Genomic DNA, 22,843 nt, shown 5'->3' on the forward strand with positions numbered 1-22,843 from the left:
CTCGGTGGAAGCCGCGGTGGGCACCCTGGTGCCGCGCGACGGCAAGGTGCTGGTGCTGATCAATGGCGCCTACGGCAAGCGCCTGGCGAAGATCTGCCAGGTGATCGGCCGCGACTTCACGACCTTCGAGACCGAAGAGGACGTGCCGACCACCGCCGAGGACGTCGACCGCCTGCTCGCCGCCGACCCGGCCGTGACCCACGTGGCGCTGATCCACTGCGAGACCAGCACCGGCATCCTCAACCCGCTGGAAGCCATCGCCAAGGTGATCGAGGCCCACGGCAAGCGCCTGATCATCGACGCCATGAGCTCCTTCGGCGCCCTCGACATCGACGCCCGCAAGGTGCCCTTCGACGCGCTCATCGCCGCCTCCGGCAAGTGCCTGGAAGGCGTGCCCGGCATGGGCTTCGTCTTCGCCCGCAACAGCGCGCTGGCGGCCAGCGCCGGCAATTGCCACTCCCTGTCGATGGACCTGCAGGACCAGCACGCCTACATGGCCAAGACCGGCCAGTGGCGCTTCACCCCGCCGACCCACGTGGTCGCCGCGCTGCACGAGGCGCTGACCCAGTACGGCGAGGAGGGCGGTCTCGCGGCCCGTCATCAGCGTTACGCAAACAATTGCCAGACTCTGCTCGACGAGATGGCCAAGCTCGGCTTCCGCAGCTTCCTGCCGGCTGAAATCCAGGCGCCGATCATCGTCACCTTCCACGCCCCGCGCGACGCGCGCTACAGCTTCAGCGAGTTCTACGGCCGGGTGCGCGAGAAGGGCTACATCCTCTATCCGGGCAAGCTGACCCAGGTGGAAACCTTCCGCGTCGGCTGCATCGGCCAGGTCGGCGCCCAGGGCATGCGCGAGGCGGTGGCGGCGATCGCCGAGAGCCTGCGCGAGATGGAAGTCTTCGAGATCTGAACCCCTTTTCCCGGCGCAGGCACTGCCTGCGCCCAGCCAGACAGGATCGCCCCCGATGAACTACGAACAACCCAAGCAACTGCAAGCCGTCGTGCTCGACTGGGCCGGCACCGTGGTCGATTTCGGCTCCTTCGCGCCGACCCAGATCTTCGTCGAGGCCTTCGCCGAGTTCGGCGTGCAGGTCAGCCTGGAAGAGGCCCGCGGCCCGATGGGCATGGGCAAGTGGGACCACATCCGCACCCTGTGCGACATCCCGGCCATCGCCGAGCGCTACCGGGCCAAGTTCGGCCGCGCGCCGAGCGACGACGACGTCACCGCCATCTACGAACGCTTCATGCCGCTGCAGATCGAGAAGATCGCCGAGCACTCGGCGCTGATCCCCGGCGCCCTCGACGCCATCGCCTCGCTGCGCCAGGGCGGGCTGAAGATCGGCTCCTGCTCCGGCTACCCGGTGGTGGTGATGGAAAAGGTCGTCGCCCTGGCGAAGACCAACGGCTACGTAGCCGACCACGTGGTGGCCACCGACGAAGTGCCCAACGGCCGCCCGCACCCGGCCCAGGCGCTGGCCAACGTGATCGCCCTGGGCATCGACGACGTGGCCGCCTGTGTCAAGGTCGACGACACCTGGCCGGGCATCCTCGAAGGCCGCCGCGCCGGTATGTGGACCGTGGCGCTGACCTGCTCGGGCAACGCCCTGGGCCTGACCTGGGAGCAGTACCAGGCGCTACCGGCCGACAAACTGGAGCAGGAGCGCCAGCGCATCGGCCGGATGTTCGAAGGCTCGCGCCCGCACTACCTGATCGACACCATCGTCGAGCTGCCGGCGGTGGTCGCCGACATCAACGCGCGCCTGGCGCGGGGCGAGATGCCGCAGAGCTTCTGAGGCTTTCGGTATGCGACAAAGGCCCGCTTCGGCGGGTCTTTTTCGTTGCAGGGTGGGGGCTTTTCGTAGGCGCGAGCTTGCTCGCTCTCAATTCACCACATTGCGCACAAAACGCAGCAACCCATCCCCCAGGTTCCGGTAGGAAAACCGCTGGTTGCTCTTGAACACATGGAAGCCCCCGCAAGCCACCTCCCAACGCTGATCGCCAATCTCCAGCGTCAGATTGCCCTCGATGACATAGACCATGTCGTACCAGCCCTCGGCGTCGGGCTCGGCGTCGTAGCGGTCGCCCGGCGCCAGCGACCAGTGCCACAGCTCGGCCTGGCGCCCTGCCGGGGTGCTCGCCAGCAGGGTGCCGCGGCTGTCGGCGCGGCGCCCGGCCCAGGCCACCACGTCGATGCGCGAGAGGTCGCCGGTCTGCGGCGCGCGCACCAGGTCGGCGAAGGTCACGCCCAGGCCCGCGGCGATGCGGTCGAGGGTGGCCAGGCTGACGTTGGTGTCGCCGCCCTCTATGCCCACCAGCATCCGCCGGCTGACGCCGGCGCCCTTGGCCAGGGCGTCCTGGCTCAGGCCGGCGGCGCGGCGCAGCGCCTTGACGTTGTCGGCGACGTGGACGAGGACATTGGGGCGTTCGCTGGGGGTGGGCAATATATTGCTCATTCGACCGATTTTGCGCATTATGTTGCGCATAAGCATACGCCAGGTACCTGGCTGCAATTCAACTTTTCGGTCTGCCTTCCATGCCGCGTTCCCGTTTCGCCACGCTGTTCCTGCCGGTCGCCGTGCTCATCGTCTCCATGGCCTCGATCCAGAGCGGGGCGTCCCTGGCCAAGAGCCTGTTCCCGGTGCTCGGCGCCCAGGGCGTGACGGCCATGCGCCTGTTGTTCGCGGCGGTGATCCTGCTGGCGCTGCTACGCCCGTGGAGCAAGCCGATCCCGCGCAAATCCTGGGGCCCGCTGCTGGCCTACGGGATCACCCTGGGCGGCATGAACCTGATGTTCTACATGGCCCTGCGCACCGTGCCGCTGGGTATCGGCGTGGCGCTGGAGTTCACCGGGCCGCTGGCGGTGGCGCTGTATTTCTCGCGCAAGCCGATCGACTTCCTGTGGATCGCCATCGCCGTGTTCGGCCTCTGGCTGCTGCTGCCGATCGGCGACCTCGGCCACGGCGTCGACCCGACCGGCGCCGCCCTGGCGCTGGGCGCCGGGGTTTGCTGGGGGCTGTACATCCTGTTCGGCCAGCGCGCCGGCAGCGACCATGGCACCGAGACGGCGGCCCTGGGCGTGAGCATCGCCGCGCTGTGCATCGCCCCCATTGGCATCGCCCATGCCGGCACCGCGCTGCTGGACCTGCACCTGGTGCCGGCGCTGCTCGGCGTGGCGGTGCTCTCCAGCGCCTTGCCCTATACCCTCGAGATGATCGCGCTGAACCGCCTGCCGGCGCGCACCTTCGGCACCCTGATGAGCATCGAGCCGGCCTTCGGCGCGCTGTCCGGGCTGGTATTCCTCGGCGAGCAGTTGACCTCGCTGCAATGGCTGGCCATCGCCGCGATCATCGTCGCCTCGGTCGGCACCACCCTGAGCAGCCAGCCGAAGCAGCCGGCGCTGAGCGCGCCGGTGCCGGACTGATTCAGGCTTTCAGGGTCAGGGCTCCAGCGTGGCCGCCAACCGCGCCTGGATGAAGTCGAGGAAGCACTGGATGCGCAGCGCCAGCTGCGAGTTGCGGTAGTACACGGCGTTGATCGGCTGGTGGGTTTCCCGCACGTCGCCGCTCAGCACCTTGACCAGGCGCCCGGCGGCGATGTCCTGGCAGGTCATGAAGCCCGCCAGGCAAGCGATGCCCTGGCCGGCCAGGGCCAGCTGGCGCAGGGTCTCGCCGCTGGAGGCGGACAGGTTCGGGGTGATCGCCAGGCTCTCGCCGCCGGCGTGGCGCAGCGGCCAGATGTTCAGGCTCTCCGGCTGGGTGAAGCCGAGCAGGCTGTGCCGCGCCAGTTCCTCGACGCTGTGCGGCGCGCCGTGGCGCTGCAGGTAGGCCGGGCTGGCCAGCAGGTTCAGCCGGCTGCTGCCCAGGGGCCGGGCGTGCAGGGTCGAATCGCTGAGGGTGCCGATGCGGATGGCGATGTCGGTGCTCTGTTCCAGCAGGTCGATGTTCAGGTCGTTGGTGTTCAACTGCAGCTCGATGTCCGGGTACTGCGCGCGGAAGGCGTCGATGTGCGGTACCACGGCGTGCAGCATGAACGGCGAGGCGGCGTTGATCCGCAGGCGCCCGGACGGCTTCTGCCGGCGCAGCGCCAGGCGCTCCTCCAGTTCCTCCATCTGCCCCAGGATGTGCCGCGCGCTGTCGAGGAAGAACTGGCCTTCCTCGGTGAGCTTCATGCGCCGCGTGGTGCGGTTGAGCAGGGTGGTGCCGAGCTTGTCTTCCAGCCGCGCCAGGGTCCGGCTCACCGCCGAGGCGGTGAGGCCGAGCTGGTCGGCGGCGGCGGTGATCGAGCCGCTGTCGATCACCGTGATGAAGGTGCGCAGTTCTTCGGATTGGACTTTCATCGCGGTCTTTCCATCAATCGTCATCCCCGCGGATGGGGGGCGGCGTCTTGTTGTCCGGGCGTGGCGCAGCGCTTGGGCGTGCGCGGAGGTTCCTCTGGAAATCCCAGGAGCAAAAGCCAGGGCCTGAGCGGAATTGCAGGAGCGGACCTGGTCCGCGAAATCGCGGGCATGGCCCGCTCCTACAGGATAGTGCCGTGTTGCGTTCGCAGGAGCGGCCCATGGCCGCGATTCACGCACGCCCCGAAAGGTCAGAACGTCCCCGGATAAGCGCCGCCATCGAGCAGCAGGTTCTGCCCGGTCAGGTAGCCGGCGTGGGCGCTGCAGATGAAGGCGCAGAAGGCGCCGAACTCGTCCGGCGTGCCGAAGCGCCCGGCGGGGATCGCCTGCAGCCACTGCCCGAGCTTGTCCTGGTCGTCGCCCAGGCCCTTGCGCAGGCGGTCGGTGTCGAAGGAGCCGGGCAGGATCGCGTTCAGCGTGACGTTGCGCGAAGCCAGGCGGCCCTGGCGGGCGAGGCCGGCGACGAAGCCGGTAAGACCGCTGCGCGCGCCGTTGGACAGGCCGAGGATGTCGATCGGCGCCTTCACCGCCGACGAGGTGATGTTCACCACCCGGCCGAAGCCGCGCTCGGCCATGCCGTCCACCGTGGCCTTGATCAGCTCGATGGGGGTGAGCATGTTCAGCTCCAGCGCCGCCAGCCATTGCTCGCGGCCCCAGTCGCGGAAGTCGCCGGGCGGCGGGCCGCCGGCGTTGTTGACCAGGATGTCCACCTGCGGGCAGGCCGCCAGCAGCGCCGCGCGCACCTCGGCGTTGCCGACGTCACCGGCCACCGCGCGAACCTCGATGGCCGGGTTGTGCCGGCGCAGTTCCGCAGCGGTGGCTTCCAGCGCCTCGGCGCCGCGGGCGTTGATCACCAGGTTCACGCCTTCGCCGGCCAGCGCCTTGGCGCAGCCCTTGCCCAGGCCCTTGCTGGCCGCGCAGACCAGCGCCCAGCGTCCAGCGATTCCGAGATCCATGGGGTTGCTCCTGTCTGAATGAATGTGCGGCCACGACATTTACCCGTGCCGTGGCCGCAGCGCAAGCCGCCGGCTTCAGTCCCAGGCCGGGGCCAGGCCGGCCGGGCTGGTGATGCGCTCGCCGCGATCCAGGGCGGCGATGGCGGCCAGGTCGGCGTCGCTCAGGCGCAGCTCGCGGGCGGCGAGGTTGCCGGCCAGGTTGGCGCGCTTGGTGGAGGAGGGGATCACCGCGTAGCCCAGTTGCATGGCCCAGGCCAGCACCACCTGCGCCGGGGTGGCGGCGTGGCGTTCGGCGATCGCGCCGATCACCGGGTCGCCCAGCACCTTGCCGTAGCCCAGGGTCATGTAGGAGGTGATGCGGATGCCGTGCTGGCGGGCGAATTCGGCGACCTTGCGGTTCTGCAGGTAGGGGTGCAGCTCCACCTGGTTGGTGGCGATCTCGCCGGCGCCGACCGCGTCGATGGCCTCCTGCATTAGCGCCAGGGTGAAGTTCGACACGCCGATCTCGCGGGCCAGGCCGCGCGCCTTGGCCTCGGCCAGGGCCTGCATGTACTCGGCCACCGGCACCAGGCCGCCGGGCGACGGCCAGTGGATCAGCAGCAGGTCGACGTAGTCGCTGCGCAGCTTGCGCAGGCTGTCTTCCAGGCTCGGGATGAGCGTGTCGCGGGACAGGTTCTCGGTCCAGATCTTGGTGGTCAGGTACAGCTCGCCGCGGGCCACGCCGCTGGCCGCCAGGGCCTGGCCGACCTCGGCTTCGTTGCCGTAGATCTGCGCGGTGTCGATGGCGCGGTAGCCCAGTTCGAGGGCGGTGGAAACCGAGTCGATGACCACCTGGTCCTTGAGGCGGAAGGTGCCGAGGCCGAGGGCGGGAATGCTCATGGGAATCTCCTTGTCGATCGTGCTTCAGTGGGCCGCGAAAGCGGCTTCGGTGTTGTCGTTGCGGCGGTCGAGACGGCCGCTGAGTACGGTCAGGGCGAAGGCGCCGAGGGTCACCAGCGCGGCGATCCAGGGCGTGTGGCCGAGGCCCAGGTGGCTGACCACCAGGGCGCCGCCCCAGGAGCCGCCGGCCACCCCGAGGTTGAAGGCGGCGATGTTGAAGCCGGCGGCCACGTCCACCGCTTCCGGCGCCACCCGCTCGGCCTGCTGCACCACGTAGACCTGCAGGCCGGGCACGTTGCCGAAGGCCACCGCGCCCCAGGCCAGCACCGTCAGCACCACCAGCGCCGGGTGCGGGGCGGTGAAGGTCAGCACCAGCAGCACCGCGGCCAGCAGCAGGAAGATGGTCTTCAGCGCGCTCACCGGGCCCTGGCGGTCGGCCAGGCGGCCGCCCCAGATATTCCCCACGGCCACCGATACACCGTAGGCCAGCAGCACCAGGCCGACCATGTTCGGGCTGAAACCGGCGAGGTCCTGGAGGATCGGCGCGAGGAAGGTGAAGGCGATCAGCGAGCCGCCGTAGCCCACCGCGGTCATCGCGTAGACCAACAGCAGGCGCGGTTGCAGCAGCACGCGGGCCTGGCGCAGCAGCGGCGCCGGCGGGTTGTGCCGGACGTTCTTCGGTACGAACAGCAGGGCGCCGAGCAGCGCCACCAGGCCGAAGGCGGCCACCACCAGGAAGGTGGTGCGCCAGCCGAAGTGCTGGCCGATGAAGGTGCCCAGCGGGATGCCGGTGACGAAGGCCACGGTCATGCCGCTGAACATGGTGGCGATGGCGCTGGCGGCCTTGTCCTTGCTCACCAGGTTGGTGGCGATGATCGAGCCGACCGAGAAGAACACCCCGTGGGCCAGGCCGGTGAGGATGCGCGCGACGATCAGCGCTTCATAGCTGGGTGCCCGCCAGGCCACCAGGTTGCCGATGGTGAACAGCGCCATCAGGCCGACCAGCAGGGCCTTGCGCGGCACCTTGCCGGTGAGTGCGGTGAGCAGCGGCGCGCCTATGGCCACGCTGAGGGCGTAGAGGCTGACCAGCAGGCCGGCGGAGGGTAGGGTGACGCCGAGGTCGCCGGCGACGGTGGGGATCAGGCCGACGATGACGAACTCCGTCGTACCGATGGCGAAGGCGCTGAGGGTCAGCGCCAGCAGGGCGAGGGGCATGGCTTGCTCCAGTGGGGTGGGATGCGCCGGAAGTGAGTGGCAGTGGGGCGCATTGTCCGGAGAAGCACTGCTGAGAAAAACGCAGGCTGCGACAAAGGATATTTGATCTGAAGTCACGAATTACCGGTTAGGCTATCCTTTGCCCTCGATTCGGGAGGAACCGCCATGCATTACACCGGAAGCTGCCACTGCGGCGCCGTGGCCATTGCCTTCGACGCCGAGCTGGACGAACTGATCCGCTGCGACTGCTCGCTGTGCAGCAAGCGCAACGCGCTGATGGCCACGGTGCCGCGCGACAACCTGCAGGTCACCCGTGGCGCCGAGGCGCTGCGCCTGTACCGCTGGAACAGCGGCGTGGCCCTGCATTATTTCTGTGGGCAGTGCGGCATCTATATGTACCACCAGCGGCGCAGCGACCCGACCCAGCTCAGCGTGAACGCCTGCTGCATCGACGGCTTCGATCCGGCCTCGCTGCCGCTGCGCAGCGTCGACGGCAAGCGCCGCACGCTGGTCGACGGGCCCGTGTAGGCGCGAGCTTGCCCGCGAACGGATGTGCGGCTGGGCGGTTCGCGAGCAAGCTCGCTCCTATGGGAGGTCGTGCCTTTCGCGGGCGCCGGCGTCACCCCCGCGACGTGGCCGGCGCGACCCCGGAAAAGAAAAAGCCCCGCCGAGGCGGGGCTTTTTCGTGGAGCGGACGACTCAGTTCGCGGCGGCGGCAGCGGCCTGGGCGGTCAGGGTCTCGGTGTGGTCGCCGTGGTTCTTGCTGAACTGCGGGGCCAGGGAGCCGATGATCATGCCGAAGGCGCTGCAGATCAGGCCGACCAGCTGCGGCGGCCAGAAGTCGGTTTCCTGGTGGCCCATCTCCAGCGAGATCCAGCCGATCAGGCCGCAGGCGATCGCGGTCAGGGCGCCCTGGGTAGTGGCGCGCTTCCAGAACAGGCCGAAGAACAGCGGTACCACGGCGGCGACCAGGGTCACCTTGTAGGCGTTGCCGACCATCTCGTAGATGCTGGCGTTGGAGTACAGGGCGAACACGCAGGTGGCGATGGTCATGCCCAGTACGCTGGCGCGCATCAGCTTCAGCGCCTGCTGGTCGGTCAGCTTCGGCAGCATCGGCTTGAGGATGTTCTCGGTCAGGGTCACCGACGGCGCCAGCAGGGCGCCGGAGGCCGAGGACATGATCGCCGAGAGCAGGGCGCCGAAGAACATGATCTGGGCGAACATCGGGGTACGCTCCATGATCAGGTGCGGCAGGATCTGCTGGGCGTCTTCGTTCAGCCAGTGCTGGACCATCTGCGGGTCGATCATCGACGCGGCGTAGGTCAGGAAGATCGGCAGCATGCAGAACACGATGTAGCAGCAGGCACCGGTCATGGTGGCGCGCGAGGCGATCTTCTCGGTCTTGGCCGACATCACCCGGGCGTACACGTCCTGCTGCGGGATCGAGCCGAACATCATCGTCACGGCGGCGCCGAGGAAGGCGACGATGTCCTTGGCCGAGGTGCCCTGCAGGAAGTGGAACTTGCCTTCGGCCGCGGCGTGGCTGATCACCACCTGCGGGCCGCCGGCCATGTCGCCGATCAGCCAGACCAGGTAGCACAGGCCGCAGACGATGATGATCATCTGCAGGAAGTCGGTCAGGGCCACGGACCACATGCCGCCGAACAGGGTGTGCAGCAGCACGATCACGGTACCCAGCAGCATGCCCTGGGTGGTGGTGATGGCGCCGTCGGAGAGCACGCTGAAGCAGACGCCGAGGGCGGTCAGCTGGGCGGCGACCCAACCCATGTAGGAGATGATGATCACCAGGCTGGTGAAGATTTCCACGTGCTGGCCGAAGCGCTTGCGGAAGAAGTCACCGATGGTCATCAGGTTCAGGCGGTACAGCGGGCGGGCGAACACCAGGCCAACCAGCATCAGGCAACCGAAGGAACCGAAGGGGTCTTCGATGATCCCGGCGAAGCCTTCCTGGAGGAAGGTGGCGGGAATGCCCAGAACCGCTTCGGAGCCGAACCAGGTGGCGAACACCATGGTCACGACCAGGGGGAAGGACATGCTGCGGCCGGCCGCTGCGTAGTCCGAGGAGTTGTGCACGCGGGTCGCGGCGTAGAAGCCGACGATGACCGTGATCAGCAGATAGATCCCGACAAACCAGATCAGCATTTGTTCGTTCTTTCCATTGGCTGGCCAACTGCGCTTGGCGGGTAGGGAGGCGCAGGTTGGCAGGTTTTTGTTTTTGGACTTGGCGGCCCGGCTCGCACCGGGTCGGCGGGCAGGGAGGGCTGCCGGCCGGTTCGCGACGGGCGAGCAGTCTGCCAAAGACGTAAAATATGTCAAACGATTACAGAGGGGTTGAATGAAAAAAATGACAGGCGTACCGGCTTGATTCGTCTAATCGTTTGATTTATTGGGGTTGCAATGTGCCGGTAGTCAGAAATATTTGACAGGTGGTGTTCGATAACAACAACGCCCGGACGGAAAATGCTGACCCAAAGGGCGTTTCGTGACCGCCTAGTCTAGGCTGTGGCCATGCCTTCCCACCCCGACCTTTCCCACCTGCTCGCCGACTACGGCTACTGGGCCGTGCTGGTCGGCTGCCTGCTGGAGGGTGAAAGCCTGCTGCTGCTCGCCGGCCTGGCGGTGCACCAGGGCTTGCTGAAGCTCTGGCCGGTGCTGGGCTGCGCGATGCTCGGCGGCCTGCTCGGCGACCAGGCGCTGTACTGGGTCGGCCGGCGCGGCGGCAGCCAGCTGCTGCCGCGCCTGCGCCGCCAGACCGATGCACTGCAGCGGTTGAGCGAACTCATCGGCCGGCACCCGTTCCTGGCCGTGTTCGCCGTGCGCTTCCTCTATGGCATGCGCCTGGCCGGGCCGCTGGCGATCGGCGCCAGCGGCGTGCCGCCGGGACGCTTCCTGCTCGCCAATCTGCTCGGCGCCGGTGCCTGGGCGCTGCTGTTCTGCGGCGCCGGCTACTGGGCCGGCAACCTGCTGGAGCGGCTGCTCGGCGACCTGCGCCCGTACCGCCTGGCGATCCTCGGCGGGGTGGCGCTGCTGGCGCTGGGCGTGGCCCTGCTGCTGCGCTGGCGCCGCGCGCGGCGGGAGAGGGCCGCGGGCATGTCGCATTGACACGGCGGGTATGGAAAACCGCCGGCAGCCAGTAGAATCGCGGCTTTTTGCACAAGGACGCCCCATGAGCCTCTACCAGCCCGGCATTCTCGCCACCCCGGTGCCCGCCCAGGCCCGTCACCTGTTCTTCGACCTGCAAGACGCCGGGCAACTGCCGGCCGCCCTCGACCGCCTGCTGCGGCTGGCCGATGGCGAGGCGCTGGTGGTCGGCTTCGGGGCGTCGCTGGTGCATGCCCTGGGCCGCGAGATCGACGGGCTGCGCGCGTTCCCGGCGCTGTCCGGCGCGGGCGTCGACAACCCCTCCACCCAGCATGCCCTGTGGCTCTGGCTGCGCGGCACGGAGCGCGGCGAGCTGCTGCTGCGCAGCCACGAACTGGAGCGCGAACTGGCTCCGGCACTGGTGCTGGTGGACAGCGTGGAAGCCTTCCGCCACGGCAGCGGCCACGACCTGACCGGCTACGAGGACGGCACCGAGAACCCGCAGGACGAGGACGCCGTGGCGGCGGCCATCGTCGCCGGCGCCGGCGCCGGCCTGGACGGCGGCAGCTTCGCCGCCATCCAGCAATGGCGCCACCAGCTGCAGGCGTTCGCCGCGCTGCCGCAGGCCGAGCAGGACGACATCATCGGCCGCCGCAAGCGCGACAACGAGGAGCTGGACGACGCCCCCGAGTCCGCCCACGTCAAGCGCACCGCCCAGGAAAGCTTCGAGCCCGAGGCCTTCGTGGTGCGCCGCTCGATGCCCTGGACCGCGGGCGCCGACGCCGGCCTGATGTTCCTCGCCTTCGGCCACGGCCTGGACGCCTTCGAGGCGCAGCTGCGGCGCATGAGTGGCCTGGACGACGGCATCGTCGACGCCCTCTACCGCTTCAGTCGCCCGCTCACCGGCGGCTACTACTGGTGCCCGCCGCGCAACGGCGCCGCGCTGGACCTCGGCGCGCTGCTGGGCGCCTGAGGGAATGGGCGCCGGCACTTGACGGCGCCCGTCGGCATCGCCTAAGTTGGCCGCCATGACCCGCACAACCCTGAACTTCGGCCGAATCATTATTACCGCCATTACGTCATTGGCGGGTTAGCCGACGTCCACAGAACCCGCCCTCGAGGCGGGTTTTTCATCACTGTCTCCAGGGCCCCGAAACGAAGAGCCCAGCAGGAGACAGGCAATGACCTCCCACCGCGTGACCCAGGCCATCGAACAGGCGGATCGACTGATCAACGCCCGGCAGTTCGACCCGCTCATGGACTTCTACACCGACGACGCCACCCTGGTGCTGCGCCCGGGCCTCAGCGTCTGCGGCAAGGCGCAGATCCGCCGCGCCTTCGAAACCATCGACCAGTTCTTCCACGGCAGCCTGCAGGTTCGCCAGGCCACCATGGAAGTGCTCGAGGCCGGCGATACCGCGCTGGTGCTGGCGCGCACCCTGGTCGCCGGGGAGACCGACGAGGGCCCGCAGGTGCAGGCGCGCAAGGCCACCTACGTGTTCCGCCGCGAGGCCGACGGCCAGTGGCGCTGCGCGGTCGACAACGCCTACGGCACCGAGGTGCTCGATTCCCTGCCGGCCGCCGGCCGAACCCGCGAGGCGCGCGTATGAGCCAGGACGCATTGCTCAAGGAATACGTGCGCAAGATCCTCGCCGCGCCGGTCTACGACGTGGCCATCGAAACCCCGCTGCAACCCGCGCGGCAGCTGTCCGAGCGCCTCGGCTGCCAGGTGCTGCTCAAGCGCGAGGACCTGCAGCCGGTGTTCAGCTTCAAGATTCGCGGCGCCTACAACAAGCTGGCGCAGCTGACGATGGAGGAGCGCGGGCGCGGGGTGATCGCCGCGTCCGCCGGCAACCACGCCCAGGGCCTGGCGCTGGCGGCGAAGGAGCTGGGCGTGAGCGCGACCATCGTCATGCCGCGCACCACCCCCGAGCTGAAGGTGCAGGGTGTGCTCTCCCGGGGCGGCAAGGTAGTGCTGCACGGCGATGCCTTCCCCGAGGCGCTGGCCCACGCGCTGCAACTGGTCGAGGCGCACGGCTACACCTTCGTGCCGCCGTTCGACGACCCCGACGTGATCGCCGGCCAGGGCACCGTGGCCATGGAAATCCTCCGTCAGCACCCGGGGCGCCTGGACGCCATCTTCGTGCCGGTGGGCGGCGGCAGCCTGGTCGCCGGGATCGCCGCCTACGTCAAATACCTGCGCCCGGAAATCCGCGTGATCGGCGTCGAGCCGGACGATTCCAATTGCCTGCAGGCCGCGCTGGCCGCCGGCGAAAGGGTGGTGCTACCGCAGGTGGGCATCTTCGCCGACGGCGTGGCGGTGGCGCAGATTGGCGCGCACAACTTCGAGGTGTGCCGCCACTACGTGGACGAGGTCATCACCGTCGGCAGCGACGAAATCTGTGCGGCGATCAAGGACATCTACGACGACACCCGCTCGATCACCGAGCCGGCCGGCGCCCTGGCCGTAGCCGGGATCAAGAAGTACGTGGCCCGCGACGACGCGGCCGGGCAGACCCTGGTGGCCATCGACTCGGGCGCCAACATCAACTTCGACCGCCTGCGCCACGTGGCCGAGCGCGCCGAGCTGGGCGAGCAGCGCGAGGCCATCCTGGCAGTGACCATCCCCGAGCGGCCGGGCAGCTTCAAGGCCTTCTGCGAGGCGGTGGGCAAGCGCCAGATCACCGAGTTCAACTACCGCTACAACCGCAGCGAGGAAGCGCAGATCTTCGTCGGCATCCAGACCCACCCGCAGAACGACCCGCGCCAGGCGCTGGTGGCGCAGCTGCGCGGGCAGGGCTTCCCGGTGCTGGACCTGACCGAGAACGAAACCGCCAAGCTGCACATCCGCCACATGGTCGGCGGCCGCGCGCCGCAGGTGGAGCAGGAGCGCCTGCTGCGCTTCGAATTCCCCGAACGCCCCGGCGCGCTGTTCAACTTCCTCGACCAGCTGGGCGGGCGCTGGAACATCAGCCTGTTCCACTACCGCAACCACGGCGCCGCCGATGGCCGCGTGCTGGCCGGGCTGCAGGTGCCCGAGCACGAGCGCGGCGAGCTGGACGCGGTGCTCGACGGCATCGGCTACCGCTACTGGGACGAAAGCGAGAACCCGGCCTACCGGCTGTTCATCGGCTAGGCCGGGTCGAAGTCCAGCGCCGCGATCATGACTGGGATGGCGCGCCACGCCAGTGGCCTGGTGAAACCTCCCGGAATTGGCTATTGGGCCTGAGCGGCGCCGGGCGTAGCTTGGTGGCGTGGGGCGTCGAAGCGCCCCGGGAACCCGCAGGGGCCGCAGGCCCGAGGAGCAGCCGCATGTCCATCCGCAAACCCCTTCCATTGCTGTTCGCCGGCCTGGTCCTGGCGCTGTCGCTGCCGGCCCTGGCCCACGACGCCAGTGGCGAGCACGAGAAGATCACCACCCTGCAGGAACACGCCCTGGCCGACGCGCCGGGCAAGAAGGGCCTGATGATCGAGGTCAGCTACAAGCCCGGCCAGGCGTCGGTGCCCCACGCGCACGCCGGCGCGGTCTTCGCCTACGTGCTGGAAGGCGCGGTGGTCTCGCAGCTGGAAGGCCAGCCGCCGGTGACCTACAAGGCCGGCCAGTCCTGGTTCGAGGCGGCCAACACACCGCACCTGGTGTCGCGCAACGCCAGCGCCAGCAAGCCGGCGAAGCTGCTGGTGTGGCTGCTGCTGGACGAGCAGGCGCCGGCGCTGACCCCGCTCAAGCGATAGACGCCGCCGGCCATTTCTGCTGGGATGCGCCGATCGACCCACAGCGGAGCATCCCCATGGCCAGCTATGCTGAACTCGTCGCCATCGGCGAACCCTTCGAGGCCTTCGTCGCCCACGGCCTGGCGGAAGAAATCGCCGGCGTGCAGGCCGCGCGCGAACGCCTCGCCGACCCGGCCTGCATCGGCCCGGCCACCCGCGAGCGCCTGGCCGCCGTGCAGGGCCGTTACCACCTGCTGGTGGCCGGGGAGATGTGGTGCCCGGACTGCCATATCAACGTCACCGCGCTGGACTGGCTGTGCCGCCAGCAGCCGCGCGTGGGCCTCGCGCTGATCTCCAAGGGTCGCGCCGAAGACGACCTGCAACAGCGCCTGGGCCTGGAGCGCATCGCCATCCCGGTGGTGGCGGTGCTGGACGCGCAGTTCCAGCTGGTCGGCCGCTTCATCGAACGCCCGCAGGCGGTGATCGCCGGCTGGGACGCGGTGAAGCCGGCCTACCGCGCGGGGGATTACCTGGAGAGCACCGTCCTCGACCTGCTGGCGATCTTCGAGGCTGCGGAGGGCAGGGCGGGTTGACGAGAGGGCGCCCCGCGATCAGGCGTCGGTGACGATCAGCCAGGCGATCCAGCCGATCAGCGGCGAAAGCAGCACCACTCCGCCCACCAGCGACACCAGCCCGTCCCAGTAGCTGCTCTTGCCCTGGAAGCGGCCCAGCGTCACGCACTTGAGCACGAAGAAGCCCACCTTGTAGCAGACGACTTCGGTCAGAAGTTCTAACAGGAAGTCCATGGCGCGGGCCCTCCATGGCCGAACGCGGTCAGGCCGCCAGGCGCTTCTTCAGGTAGAAACGCTGGTGCCCCGGCGGGCAATCCTCCAGCACGCCCATCAGCTCGAAGCCCTGTTTCTTGTAGAAGCCCGGCGCCTGGAAGCTGTAAGTGTAGAGGAAGACCCCGACGCAACCCCGGCGCCGCGCCTCGTCCTCGGCCAGCGCCAGCAGTTGCGCGCCCAGGCCGGCGCCGCGCTGCTGCGGGTCCAGCCACAGGTAGTCGACGTACAGCCAGCCCATGCCCGAGTAGCCGAACATCCCGCCGACCACCTGGCCGGCCTCGTCGCGGGCGTAGAGCTCGAAGTCGTCGTAGCGCGAGGGCTTGCCCATCTGCTCGAGGTTGTAGACGTGCAGGCCTTCCTCGACCACGGCCTTGGCCTGGGGGTCGAGCCCGAGGGTGAACTGATAGCTGGCGTGCGACATGGCGCCTCCTGGCGGACGGAAAGCGCCTAGTCTAGAGGGGAGGCAGGGCGTTTGTCCGGTGTGGCGCGCTGGCACCGGCGGGCGTTTTGCTGAAGAATGCGCGCCCGCCCGCGCCGAGAACCCCACGACCATGCCCCACGACCGCGAGAACCGCCGATGAGCGCCGACACCCTCGAACTGGTGCGGACCGGCCCCGAGCACATCGAGCTGATCCGCAACCTCTACCAGTACTACGCCTACGAGACCTCCGACTGGGAAGAGGAGGACGTCGAAGTGGACGGCCGCTTCTACATCCACGAGGAGCACCTGGCGCGCTACTGGCAGGAGCCGCAGTGGAGCGCCAACCTGATCCTGGTCGACGGCTTCATCGCCGGTTTCCTGCTGGTCGAGGGCAGCGAGCTGCCGGGCATCGACGCCCTGGAGCTGGCCGACCTGTTCGTGCTCAAGAAGTACCGCCGCCGGGGCATCGCCCGCGCCATGGCCGAACAGGTGCTGACCACCGGCGACGACGCCTGGCTGGTGCGCTTCTACCGCCAGGACAAGACTGCAGCGGCCTTCTGGAGCGCGGTGCTGCGCGACCTGCCGCGCCCGGTGCAGGCCATCGAACCGGGCGACGACGAGCAGCTGCTGAGCTACCTGATCACCCCGGCGGTCCATTGAAGGCGCCCGTGCTAGGCTGAGGCGCCTACCTGCCTCTGCCGAGTGAACCTGGATGTTCGCGGTCCTCAAGCGCTACCCGCGGTCGGTCAACCTGCTGTTCTGCGCCACCTTCGCGCTGACCCTCGGGCGCGCCATCAGCCTGCCGTTCCTGGTGGTGTACCTGTCGTCGAGTTTCGGCCTGCGGGTCGGCGACATCGGCCTGGTGGTCGGCGGCGCGTTGATCGCCGGCGCCGTGCTGAGCCTCTACGGCGGCTACCTGACCGACCGGCTGTCCAGCCACCGGCTGATCCTCGCCTACAGCGTCTGCTTCATCGCCGGTTTCGTCGGCATGTGTTTCGCGGCCGAGCTCTGGCTGTTCTTCGCCTTCCTGGTGGCGTTCAACTTCGCCTACTCGGCGGTCGACGTGGTGGTGAAGGCCTCCCTCGGCCGCTTGCTGCCGGCCGGCGAGCAGAGCCGCGCGTTCTCCATCCGCTACACCTTCATCAACGTCGGCTATGCCCTCGGGCCGTTCCTCGGCGCCGGGTTGGCGCGCTGGGAGCCGAAGCTGCCGTTCGTGGTCTCGGCGCTGTTGGGGCTGGGCTTCCTGCTGTTGTACCTGCGCTACGGCGAACGCGCTTCGCGGCCGGCGGCGCAGGCGCCGGTTGCCTTCCTGGCGGTCGGCCGGGTGCTGCTGGAAGATCGCCGGCTGGTCTGCTTCAGCCTTGGCGGGGTGCTCAGCGCGGTGGTGTTCGGCCAGTTCACCGCCTACCTGTCGCAGTACCTGGTGACCACGCAGAGCGCCGAGGCGGCCTACGACATCATCAGCACAGTGGTGGCGGTCAACGCGCTGGTGGTGATCGCCCTGCAGTACCCGCTGGGCCGGCGCATCGACGAGCGCCACCTGGAAACCTGGCTGCTGGCCGGCCTGGCGCTGTTCCTGGCCGGGGTGATCGGCTTCGGCCTGTCCGGCAGCGTGGCGCACTGGGTGCTGGCGATGACGGTGTTCACCCTCGGCGAGATCATCGTATTTCCCGCCGAATACATGTTCATCGACCGCATCGCCCCGCAGCCGCTGCGTGGCATGTACTACGCCGCGCAGAACCTCTCCAACCTCGGCGGCGCCCTCGGCCCGGTGCTTTGCGGTTGGGTCCTGGCGAGCCTGCCGGCGCACTGGATGTTCGCCATGCTCGGCGCCTTCGTCGTCGCCGGCGGAGTGTTCTACCGCCTGGGCGCGGCCTTGCCGGCGCCGCAAATTGCTAAATGAGCAACTCGTTGCCAAGGGGATTCGTACGCCAGTGGGTGAATCTTCCGTCACGGAAACTGCCTTGAAGCCTTACGGTGGGCCTTCGTAGATTCCGAAGGCCACGGCTCTTCCGTGGTGGGGCGTAGGGAAGTCGGGCCGTGCCAGGCGACGTCAGCCTGCCAGCTGTTCCGATGCCCGGCATTCCTACCCTTGCACGGTCCGCCTCTGCCTTGCGGATGGCGGCTCCTGTTTCCCATTCAAGGAGCAACGGAACATGCACGATTTCTCCCATCACCTTGTGCTGCACCCGAGTACCGTAGTCCCCCGCACCCTCGCCAAGGAGGTCCGCCATGCGTGATCTCATCCCCCTGGCGCCGGACACCATGCCGTGCAGCGACGTCCTCTACGTCAACCCCAACGCGCCGGCGGCGCACCTCCATGCCGCCGCGGCCCGTCGCCTCAGCGCCCTGGAGGACCTGCTGCTGTTGCTGGAGGACTGCCCGGACGAACTGCCCCTGAAGCATCTCCAGGTGCGCCTGGCCGCCGCCCTGGTCCCCCTGGCGGCGGAGGCCCGTCATCTGTACAAGCTGGCCGACGAGAAGCGCCGCTGAAAGCCGCTCCGGGCGGGCGCCATGTGCGCCCGTCCGGGGTTTCGTTCATGGCTGCGAGCCCGGCGCAGCGGCGAGATAGAGTTGACGATACGCCGCCACCAATTGTTCGAGGCTGAATGCGCGGTTGCGCCCGCTGGGATTGGGCAGAACCCACACCGCCGCATTCCCGAAGCACGCTGCCTGGCGGCCCCAGGCGATGTCGCGCTGGGCGGTCAGCGCCGCGTACGCGGCCTTGCCCAGGAAGGCCACGAAGCGCGGCGCATAGCCGACGACCTTGCGTTCGAATGCACTGGCCGCGTCGCTGAATTCCTGCCGGGAGAGTTCGTCGGCGCCGGCGGTGGGGCGCTCGACCACGGTGGTCAGCCCGCAGTGGTAACGGAGGATTTCCCGGCCGTGTTCCGGGCGCAGTTCCTCGGGGGTGAAACCGGCCAGGTGCAAGGTGCGCCAGAAGCGGTTGCTGCGGTTGGCGAAGTGTTGCCCCCGGGCCGCCGAACTCAGCCCCGGATTGATGCCGCAGAACAGCACCGCGAGCCCTTCGGTGGCGATGTCTTCGAGGCGATCGCCCGGCATTTCTCTCTCCAGTATCAGTGCGCTACAGGCATTTCGCTGAGCTTGCCTGGGGTGGGGGCCCATGAGAAGAGGGCGCGCCGATCATGCTGGCCTTCGCCGCACTATCACATGGCGGGTGAACGGATTGTGAAATCCTGTCGTCTTGAAATAAAATGAGACGCTTTCTCATTTTCACCTTCCCGGCGTCCGCGCCAAGGAACCCCGCGCATGTTTCCCGCTCAGTCCCAGGATTCGCCGGCCGGCGTGCTGGAGCGCCTCTACGGCGAGCATCACGGCTGGCTGTTCGGCTGGCTGCGTCGGCGCCTGGGCAACGCCCCGGACGCGGCGGACCTCGCCCAGGACACCTACCTGCGCATCTTCAGCTCCGGGCGCATGCCGCAGCCGGTCGACGCGCGGCGCTTCCTGATGCAGGTGGCCAAGGGGCTGGTGATCGACCATTGGCGTCGCCAGGACGTGGAGCGCGCCTACCGCGAGGCCATCGCCCACCTGCCGGAGGCGGAGGTGCCTTCGGCGGAGGCGCACTGGCTGATCGTCGAGGCGCTGCTGCGCATCGACGCGATGCTCGACGGCCTGCCCGCGCAGACCCGCGAGGTGTTCCTGCTGGCGCAGTTCCATGAGCTCACGCTGAAGCAGATCGCCGAACGCACCGGCATGGCGTTGATCAGCGTGCGCCGGCACCTGCACAAGGCCCTGGTGGCCTGCATGACGGCTTGCGAGGCATGAGTCGTGCGGAGGCCGAGGCGCGGCTGCTCGAAGAGGCGGCCGACTGGGTCCTGACCCTGCGCTTCGACGCGCCCGATGCGGCGCAGCGCCAGGCCTTCGAGCGCTGGCGCGGGCAGAGCGACGCGCACCGCGAGGCCTGGTCGCGCGCCGAGCGGGTGTTCGGCACCTTCGACGCCGTGCCCACGGAAGTCGGCCGCCGCACCCTGCAGCGGCTGGACGGCCTGAGCCGGCGGCGCGCCCTGCGCCTGCTCGGCACGCTGCTGATGGCCGCGCCGGCCGGCTGGCTGGTGGCGCGCAGCAGCCCCTGGGAAAGCTGGATGGCCGACGCCCGTACCGCCACCGGCGAGCGCAAGGCGCTGACCCTGGCCGACGGCAGCCAGGTGGTGCTGAACACCGGTTCGGCCCTGGATATCGGTTTCGACGCCAAGGCCCGGCGCCTGCGCCTGCGCGACGGCGAGGTGCTGATCACCACCCATCCCGATAGCGTGGCGCCGCGCCGGCCGTTCCTGGTCGCCGCCGAGCAGGGCGTGGTGGAGGCGCTGGGCACGCGCTTCAGCGTCCGCCAGTTGGGCGGCCAGTGCCTGGTGGCGGTGTTCGAGCACGCGGTGGAGATTCGCCCGCAGGCCGGCCCGGCGCTGCGCCTGGCGGCCGGGCGGCAGGCCTGGTTCGACGCGCGTGGGGTGCTGCGTAGCGCGCCGGTGGACGACAGCGCCGCGCTGTGGGAGCAGGGCATGCTGGTGGCCCGCGACCAGCCGCTGGCCGAGGTGCTGGCGGAGCTGGCGCGTTACCGCCACGGGCTGCTGCGTTGCGATCCGGAAGTGGCCGGGCTGCGCGTATCCGGCGCGCTGTCGGTGGCCGATACCGACCAGGCGCTGTCTGCCCTGGAGCTGACCCTGCCGGTGCGAGTCACGCGCATGAGCCGCTACTGGGTGAACGTGGCGGCCCGCTAGAAAAAAACTCCGCTTCCCCCTGAGCACTTTTTCCGACTCGTCCGGGATAGAGGGTGAACACGCCTCGTGGGGAGGGGTGAGCGCCCGCGCGACGCGCGGCCTGAAGGATGGCAACGAGCATGGTTTCGAAGTACCCACGGCATTCCGCCAACCGCCGATTCACCCACCTGGCCCTGGCGGCGGCGGTGCATTCCGCCACCCTGGGCGGCGCCGCGCTGGCGCTGCTACCGCTGGCCTCGGGCGTGGCCATGGCCGCCGAGGCCGTGCGCGACTACGCCATCGGCGGCGGCGCGCTGAGCGATGTGCTGGCGCGCTTCGCGGCTCGCGCCGGGGTGCAGCTGGTGTTCGATCCGGCCCGGCTGGCCGGGCGCAACAGTTCGGGCCTGCAGGGCCGCTACGGCGTCGAGGATGGCTTCCGCCAGCTGCTGCGCGGCAGCGGCCTGCAGCTGGTGCAGCGCGGCGAGGGCATCTACGCGCTGCAGGGCGCCGGCTCGAACGCGGCCTTGCAGATGCCGGCCGAAACGGTGGTCGGCAAGGGTGCCGGCGCCCTGGCCATGCCCGAGACGGTGATCCAGGGCAGCGCCGATGGTGCCGGCAAGTCGAGCGCCTACCAGCAACTGAGCGACAGCAGCACCACGCGCCTGGGCCTGACCCCACGGGAAACCCCGCAGGGCGTGACCACGCTGTCGCGCCAGCAACTGGACGACTTCAACCTGAACAGCGTCAAGGACGCCCTGCGCAGCGCGCCCTCGGTGACGGTGGAGCAGTACGAGACCGACCGCACCAACTTCACTTCGCGCGGCTTCGACATCAACAACTTCGAGTACGACGGCATCGGCTCGCCGTTCAGCGCCGGGCTGCTCAGCGGCGACCTGGACCTGGCCGAGTACGAGCAGGTCGACATCCTCCACGGCGCCAACGGCCTGATGAGCGGCACCGGCAACCCCTCGGCGACCGTCAACTTCATCCGCAAGCGCCCGACCTACACGCCGCAGGCGCAGGTGAAGCTGTCGGTGGGCTCCTGGGGCACCCGTCGCGTCGACCTCGACGCCTCCGGCCCGCTGGTCGATTCGGGCAAGGTACGCGGGCGCTTCATCTACGCCAACGAAACCGGCAACTCCTACCTGGACCGTTACTCCCACGAGAAGAACGTGCTCAGCGGCATGCTCGCCTTCGACCTCACCGAGGCGGACACCCTCACCGTCGGCTTCTCCGACAACAAGAGCAATTCCAATGGCAGCAGCTGGGGCGCGCTGCCGCTGACCGACTACGCCGGCAACCTGATCCACTACAGCCGTCGCGGCGCCAATATCGGCCAGGACTGGACCTACTGGGACGTGCACACCCAGCGCGCCTTCGCCGAGCTGGCCCACGACTTCGGCGGCGGCTGGAAGGGCAAGCTCAGCGTCACCGGCGTCGACCAGAGCCAGCAGGCCGACATGTACTACCTGATGGCCAACGACGCCGACACGCCCTGGCTGGCCGACCCCAGCCACAGCCACTCCGGCGAGAAGCAGCTGCTCGGCGAAGCGCAGCTCAGCGGCCCGTTCAGCCTCGGCGGGCGCCAGCACGACCTGACCCTGGGCGTGGACTACGGGCGTTCGCGGCACAATGACCGTGGCTACTACAACAACGAAGACGAGTTCATGGACGCCGACCTGGGCCAGACGCTCAGCGGCGCGGTGCCCAGGCCGAGCCTGACCTACACCAACGACACCATCGAGATGGCGCGCTTCACCGACCGGCAGAAGAGTGTCTACGCCGGCACTCGCCTGAACCTCACCGACCAGCTGCACTGGATTCTCGGCGCGCGCATGCTCAGCGTCGACAGCGACGGCGTCGACTACGGCAGCGCCCGCGACGTGCGCATCCACGGCGAGGTGACGCCCTACACCGGCGTGGTCTACGACCTCAACGAGCAGTACTCGCTGTACGCCAGCTACACCAAGATATTCAACCCGCAGTACGTGATGGACGCCAACGGCAAGGTGCTCGACCCGCTGGAGGGCAAGAGCTACGAGGCCGGCATCAAGGGCAGCCTGCTCGACGACCAGTTGAGCGTCTCGGCCGCGCTGTTCAAGACCGACCAGCGCAACGTCGCCGAAGCCACCGACCAGAGCCTGCCCGGCGGCGAGACCGTCTACAACGGCGAGGACTTCAAGAGCCGCGGCGTCGAACTGGAAGCCAGCGGCCTGCTGGCCCCCGGCCTGCAACTGCAGGGCGGCTACACCTACGTGCACATCGAGGACCCGGACGGCCACAAGGCCCGCCAGTACGTGCCCACCCACAGCCTGCGCAGCAGCCTGACCTACCAGCTGCCGGGCCTGCCCCAGGCCAAGGTCGGCACCCGGGTGTCCTGGCAGAGCGCGATCCAGCTCGACGACGACAGCCGCGTGCGGCAGAACGCCTACGCGCTGCTCGACCTGATGGGCAGCTACGAGATCGACAAGCACTGGAGCACGTCGCTGAACCTGAACAACCTCGGCAACCGCAAGTACCTGATGAGCCTGTACAGTGGCGGCTCCGGCTTCTACGGCCCGTCGCGCAACGTGACGGCTTCGCTCAGTTACAACTTCTGAGTGGCC

Annotated in this window: 25 protein-coding genes; 16 read left to right on the plus strand and 9 right to left on the minus strand. The window is 68.8% G+C overall.

Features of this window, described 5'->3' with window-relative positions; genetic code table 11:
- Together P3W75_RS15120 and phnX are read left to right on the plus strand one after the other, a co-directional pair.
- A partial coding sequence (locus tag P3W75_RS15120) for a 2-aminoethylphosphonate--pyruvate transaminase (protein WP_276228172.1) occupies positions 1-910 on the plus strand: 910 nt, incomplete at its 5' end.
- A 55-nt stretch (positions 911-965) separates the two neighbouring features.
- A complete protein-coding gene (phnX, locus tag P3W75_RS15125; protein ID WP_276228173.1) occupies positions 966-1,793 on the plus strand; it encodes a phosphonoacetaldehyde hydrolase in 828 nt (275 codons plus the stop codon).
- Between the two features lie 87 nt (positions 1,794-1,880).
- Here phnX and P3W75_RS15130 read toward each other — a convergent pair whose 3' ends face one another.
- On the minus strand, positions 1,881-2,483 hold the full coding sequence (locus P3W75_RS15130) for a helix-turn-helix domain-containing protein (RefSeq protein ID WP_276228174.1): 603 nt from the start codon (positions 2,481-2,483) through the stop codon (positions 1,881-1,883).
- A gap of 41 nt (positions 2,484-2,524) precedes the next feature.
- On the opposite strand from P3W75_RS15130, the gene rhtA reads away from it, so the two are divergent.
- Entirely contained in the window at positions 2,525-3,421 is an 897-nt protein-coding gene (gene rhtA, locus P3W75_RS15135; RefSeq protein ID WP_430765378.1) for a threonine/homoserine exporter RhtA, read from the plus strand.
- Between the two features lie 15 nt (positions 3,422-3,436).
- Here rhtA and P3W75_RS15140 read toward each other — a convergent pair whose 3' ends face one another.
- From P3W75_RS15140 to P3W75_RS15155, 4 genes are all read right to left on the minus strand, one after another.
- Positions 3,437-4,336: a LysR family transcriptional regulator gene (locus P3W75_RS15140; RefSeq protein ID WP_276228176.1), complete on the minus strand. Its 900-nt coding sequence runs from the start codon at positions 4,334-4,336 to the stop codon at positions 3,437-3,439.
- A gap of 248 nt (positions 4,337-4,584) precedes the next feature.
- Positions 4,585-5,349: an SDR family oxidoreductase gene (locus P3W75_RS15145; protein WP_276228177.1), complete on the minus strand. Its 765-nt coding sequence runs from the start codon at positions 5,347-5,349 to the stop codon at positions 4,585-4,587.
- Between the two features lie 75 nt (positions 5,350-5,424).
- Positions 5,425-6,228: a 2,5-didehydrogluconate reductase DkgB gene (gene dkgB / locus P3W75_RS15150; RefSeq protein ID WP_276228178.1), complete on the minus strand. Its 804-nt coding sequence runs from the start codon at positions 6,226-6,228 to the stop codon at positions 5,425-5,427.
- 24 nt (positions 6,229-6,252) lie between these two features.
- Entirely contained in the window at positions 6,253-7,443 is a 1,191-nt protein-coding gene (locus tag P3W75_RS15155; RefSeq protein WP_276228179.1) for an MFS transporter, read from the minus strand.
- A 165-nt stretch (positions 7,444-7,608) separates the two neighbouring features.
- Between P3W75_RS15155 and P3W75_RS15160 the strand changes: the two genes are divergently transcribed.
- Complete coding sequence (locus P3W75_RS15160; protein ID WP_276228180.1) at positions 7,609-7,971, plus strand: GFA family protein; 363 nt, start codon at positions 7,609-7,611, stop codon at positions 7,969-7,971.
- A 171-nt stretch (positions 7,972-8,142) separates the two neighbouring features.
- On the opposite strand, the gene P3W75_RS15165 is transcribed toward P3W75_RS15160, so the two are convergent.
- Positions 8,143-9,606 carry a sodium:solute symporter family protein gene (locus tag P3W75_RS15165; protein WP_276228181.1) on the minus strand — a complete coding sequence of 488 codons (1,464 nt, stop codon included), beginning with the start codon at positions 9,604-9,606 and terminating at the stop codon, positions 8,143-8,145.
- 366 nt (positions 9,607-9,972) lie between these two features.
- Between P3W75_RS15165 and P3W75_RS15170 the strand changes: the two genes are divergently transcribed.
- From P3W75_RS15170 to P3W75_RS15195, 6 genes are all read left to right on the plus strand, one after another.
- A complete protein-coding gene (locus tag P3W75_RS15170; protein WP_276228182.1) occupies positions 9,973-10,566 on the plus strand; it encodes a DedA family protein in 594 nt (197 codons plus the stop codon).
- A 64-nt stretch (positions 10,567-10,630) separates the two neighbouring features.
- Positions 10,631-11,518, plus strand: a complete 888-nt coding sequence (locus P3W75_RS15175; RefSeq protein WP_276228183.1) for a Dyp-type peroxidase — start codon at positions 10,631-10,633, stop codon at positions 11,516-11,518.
- A gap of 208 nt (positions 11,519-11,726) precedes the next feature.
- Positions 11,727-12,155 carry a YybH family protein gene (locus tag P3W75_RS15180; RefSeq protein WP_276228184.1) on the plus strand — a complete coding sequence of 143 codons (429 nt, stop codon included), beginning with the start codon at positions 11,727-11,729 and terminating at the stop codon, positions 12,153-12,155.
- A gap of 11 nt (positions 12,156-12,166) precedes the next feature.
- Positions 12,167-13,681 (plus strand): threonine ammonia-lyase, biosynthetic, encoded by a 1,515-nt coding sequence (ilvA, locus tag P3W75_RS15185; protein WP_430765379.1) that lies wholly within the window; start codon positions 12,167-12,169, stop codon positions 13,679-13,681.
- Positions 13,682-13,857: 176 nt separating this feature from the next.
- Entirely contained in the window at positions 13,858-14,277 is a 420-nt protein-coding gene (locus P3W75_RS15190; protein ID WP_276228186.1) for a cupin domain-containing protein, read from the plus strand.
- Between the two features lie 56 nt (positions 14,278-14,333).
- Positions 14,334-14,849 carry a thioredoxin family protein gene (locus P3W75_RS15195; protein ID WP_276228187.1) on the plus strand — a complete coding sequence of 172 codons (516 nt, stop codon included), beginning with the start codon at positions 14,334-14,336 and terminating at the stop codon, positions 14,847-14,849.
- A gap of 18 nt (positions 14,850-14,867) precedes the next feature.
- Here P3W75_RS15195 and P3W75_RS15200 read toward each other — a convergent pair whose 3' ends face one another.
- Entirely contained in the window at positions 14,868-15,062 is a 195-nt protein-coding gene (locus P3W75_RS15200; RefSeq protein ID WP_276228188.1) for a hypothetical protein, read from the minus strand.
- A 28-nt stretch (positions 15,063-15,090) separates the two neighbouring features.
- Positions 15,091-15,522: a GNAT family N-acetyltransferase gene (locus tag P3W75_RS15205; protein ID WP_276228189.1), complete on the minus strand. Its 432-nt coding sequence runs from the start codon at positions 15,520-15,522 to the stop codon at positions 15,091-15,093.
- A gap of 156 nt (positions 15,523-15,678) precedes the next feature.
- On the opposite strand from P3W75_RS15205, the gene P3W75_RS15210 reads away from it, so the two are divergent.
- The 3 genes from P3W75_RS15210 to P3W75_RS15220 all read left to right on the plus strand — a co-directional run bounded on the left by P3W75_RS15210 (position 15,679) and on the right by P3W75_RS15220 (position 18,015).
- Positions 15,679-16,182, plus strand: coding sequence for a GNAT family N-acetyltransferase (locus P3W75_RS15210; RefSeq protein ID WP_276228190.1), 504 nt, complete (start codon positions 15,679-15,681; stop codon positions 16,180-16,182).
- A 52-nt stretch (positions 16,183-16,234) separates the two neighbouring features.
- Positions 16,235-17,425 (plus strand): MFS transporter, encoded by a 1,191-nt coding sequence (locus tag P3W75_RS15215; RefSeq protein WP_276228191.1) that lies wholly within the window; start codon positions 16,235-16,237, stop codon positions 17,423-17,425.
- A 329-nt stretch (positions 17,426-17,754) separates the two neighbouring features.
- Positions 17,755-18,015 carry a hypothetical protein gene (locus P3W75_RS15220; RefSeq protein ID WP_276228192.1) on the plus strand — a complete coding sequence of 87 codons (261 nt, stop codon included), beginning with the start codon at positions 17,755-17,757 and terminating at the stop codon, positions 18,013-18,015.
- A 45-nt stretch (positions 18,016-18,060) separates the two neighbouring features.
- On the opposite strand, the gene mug is transcribed toward P3W75_RS15220, so the two are convergent.
- Positions 18,061-18,585 carry a G/U mismatch-specific DNA glycosylase gene (mug, locus tag P3W75_RS15225; protein ID WP_276228193.1) on the minus strand — a complete coding sequence of 175 codons (525 nt, stop codon included), beginning with the start codon at positions 18,583-18,585 and terminating at the stop codon, positions 18,061-18,063.
- A gap of 207 nt (positions 18,586-18,792) precedes the next feature.
- Here mug and P3W75_RS15230 point away from each other — a divergent pair, with 207 nt between their 5' ends.
- The 3 genes from P3W75_RS15230 (at position 18,793) to P3W75_RS15240 (ending at position 22,837) form a co-directional block, all read left to right on the plus strand.
- Positions 18,793-19,308 (plus strand): sigma-70 family RNA polymerase sigma factor, encoded by a 516-nt coding sequence (locus P3W75_RS15230; RefSeq protein WP_276228194.1) that lies wholly within the window; start codon positions 18,793-18,795, stop codon positions 19,306-19,308.
- Complete coding sequence (locus P3W75_RS15235) at positions 19,305-20,258, plus strand: FecR domain-containing protein (protein WP_276228195.1); 954 nt, start codon at positions 19,305-19,307, stop codon at positions 20,256-20,258. Before P3W75_RS15230 ends, P3W75_RS15235 begins: the two co-directional genes overlap by 4 nt.
- Positions 20,259-20,377: 119 nt before the next feature.
- Positions 20,378-22,837: a TonB-dependent siderophore receptor gene (locus P3W75_RS15240; RefSeq protein ID WP_276228196.1), complete on the plus strand. Its 2,460-nt coding sequence runs from the start codon at positions 20,378-20,380 to the stop codon at positions 22,835-22,837.
- Positions 22,838-22,843: the final 6 nt, after the last annotated feature.

The organism is Pseudomonas citronellolis (genome assembly GCF_029335315.1).
In the GTDB taxonomy this organism is placed as follows: domain Bacteria; phylum Pseudomonadota; class Gammaproteobacteria; order Pseudomonadales; family Pseudomonadaceae; genus Pseudomonas; species Pseudomonas citronellolis_A.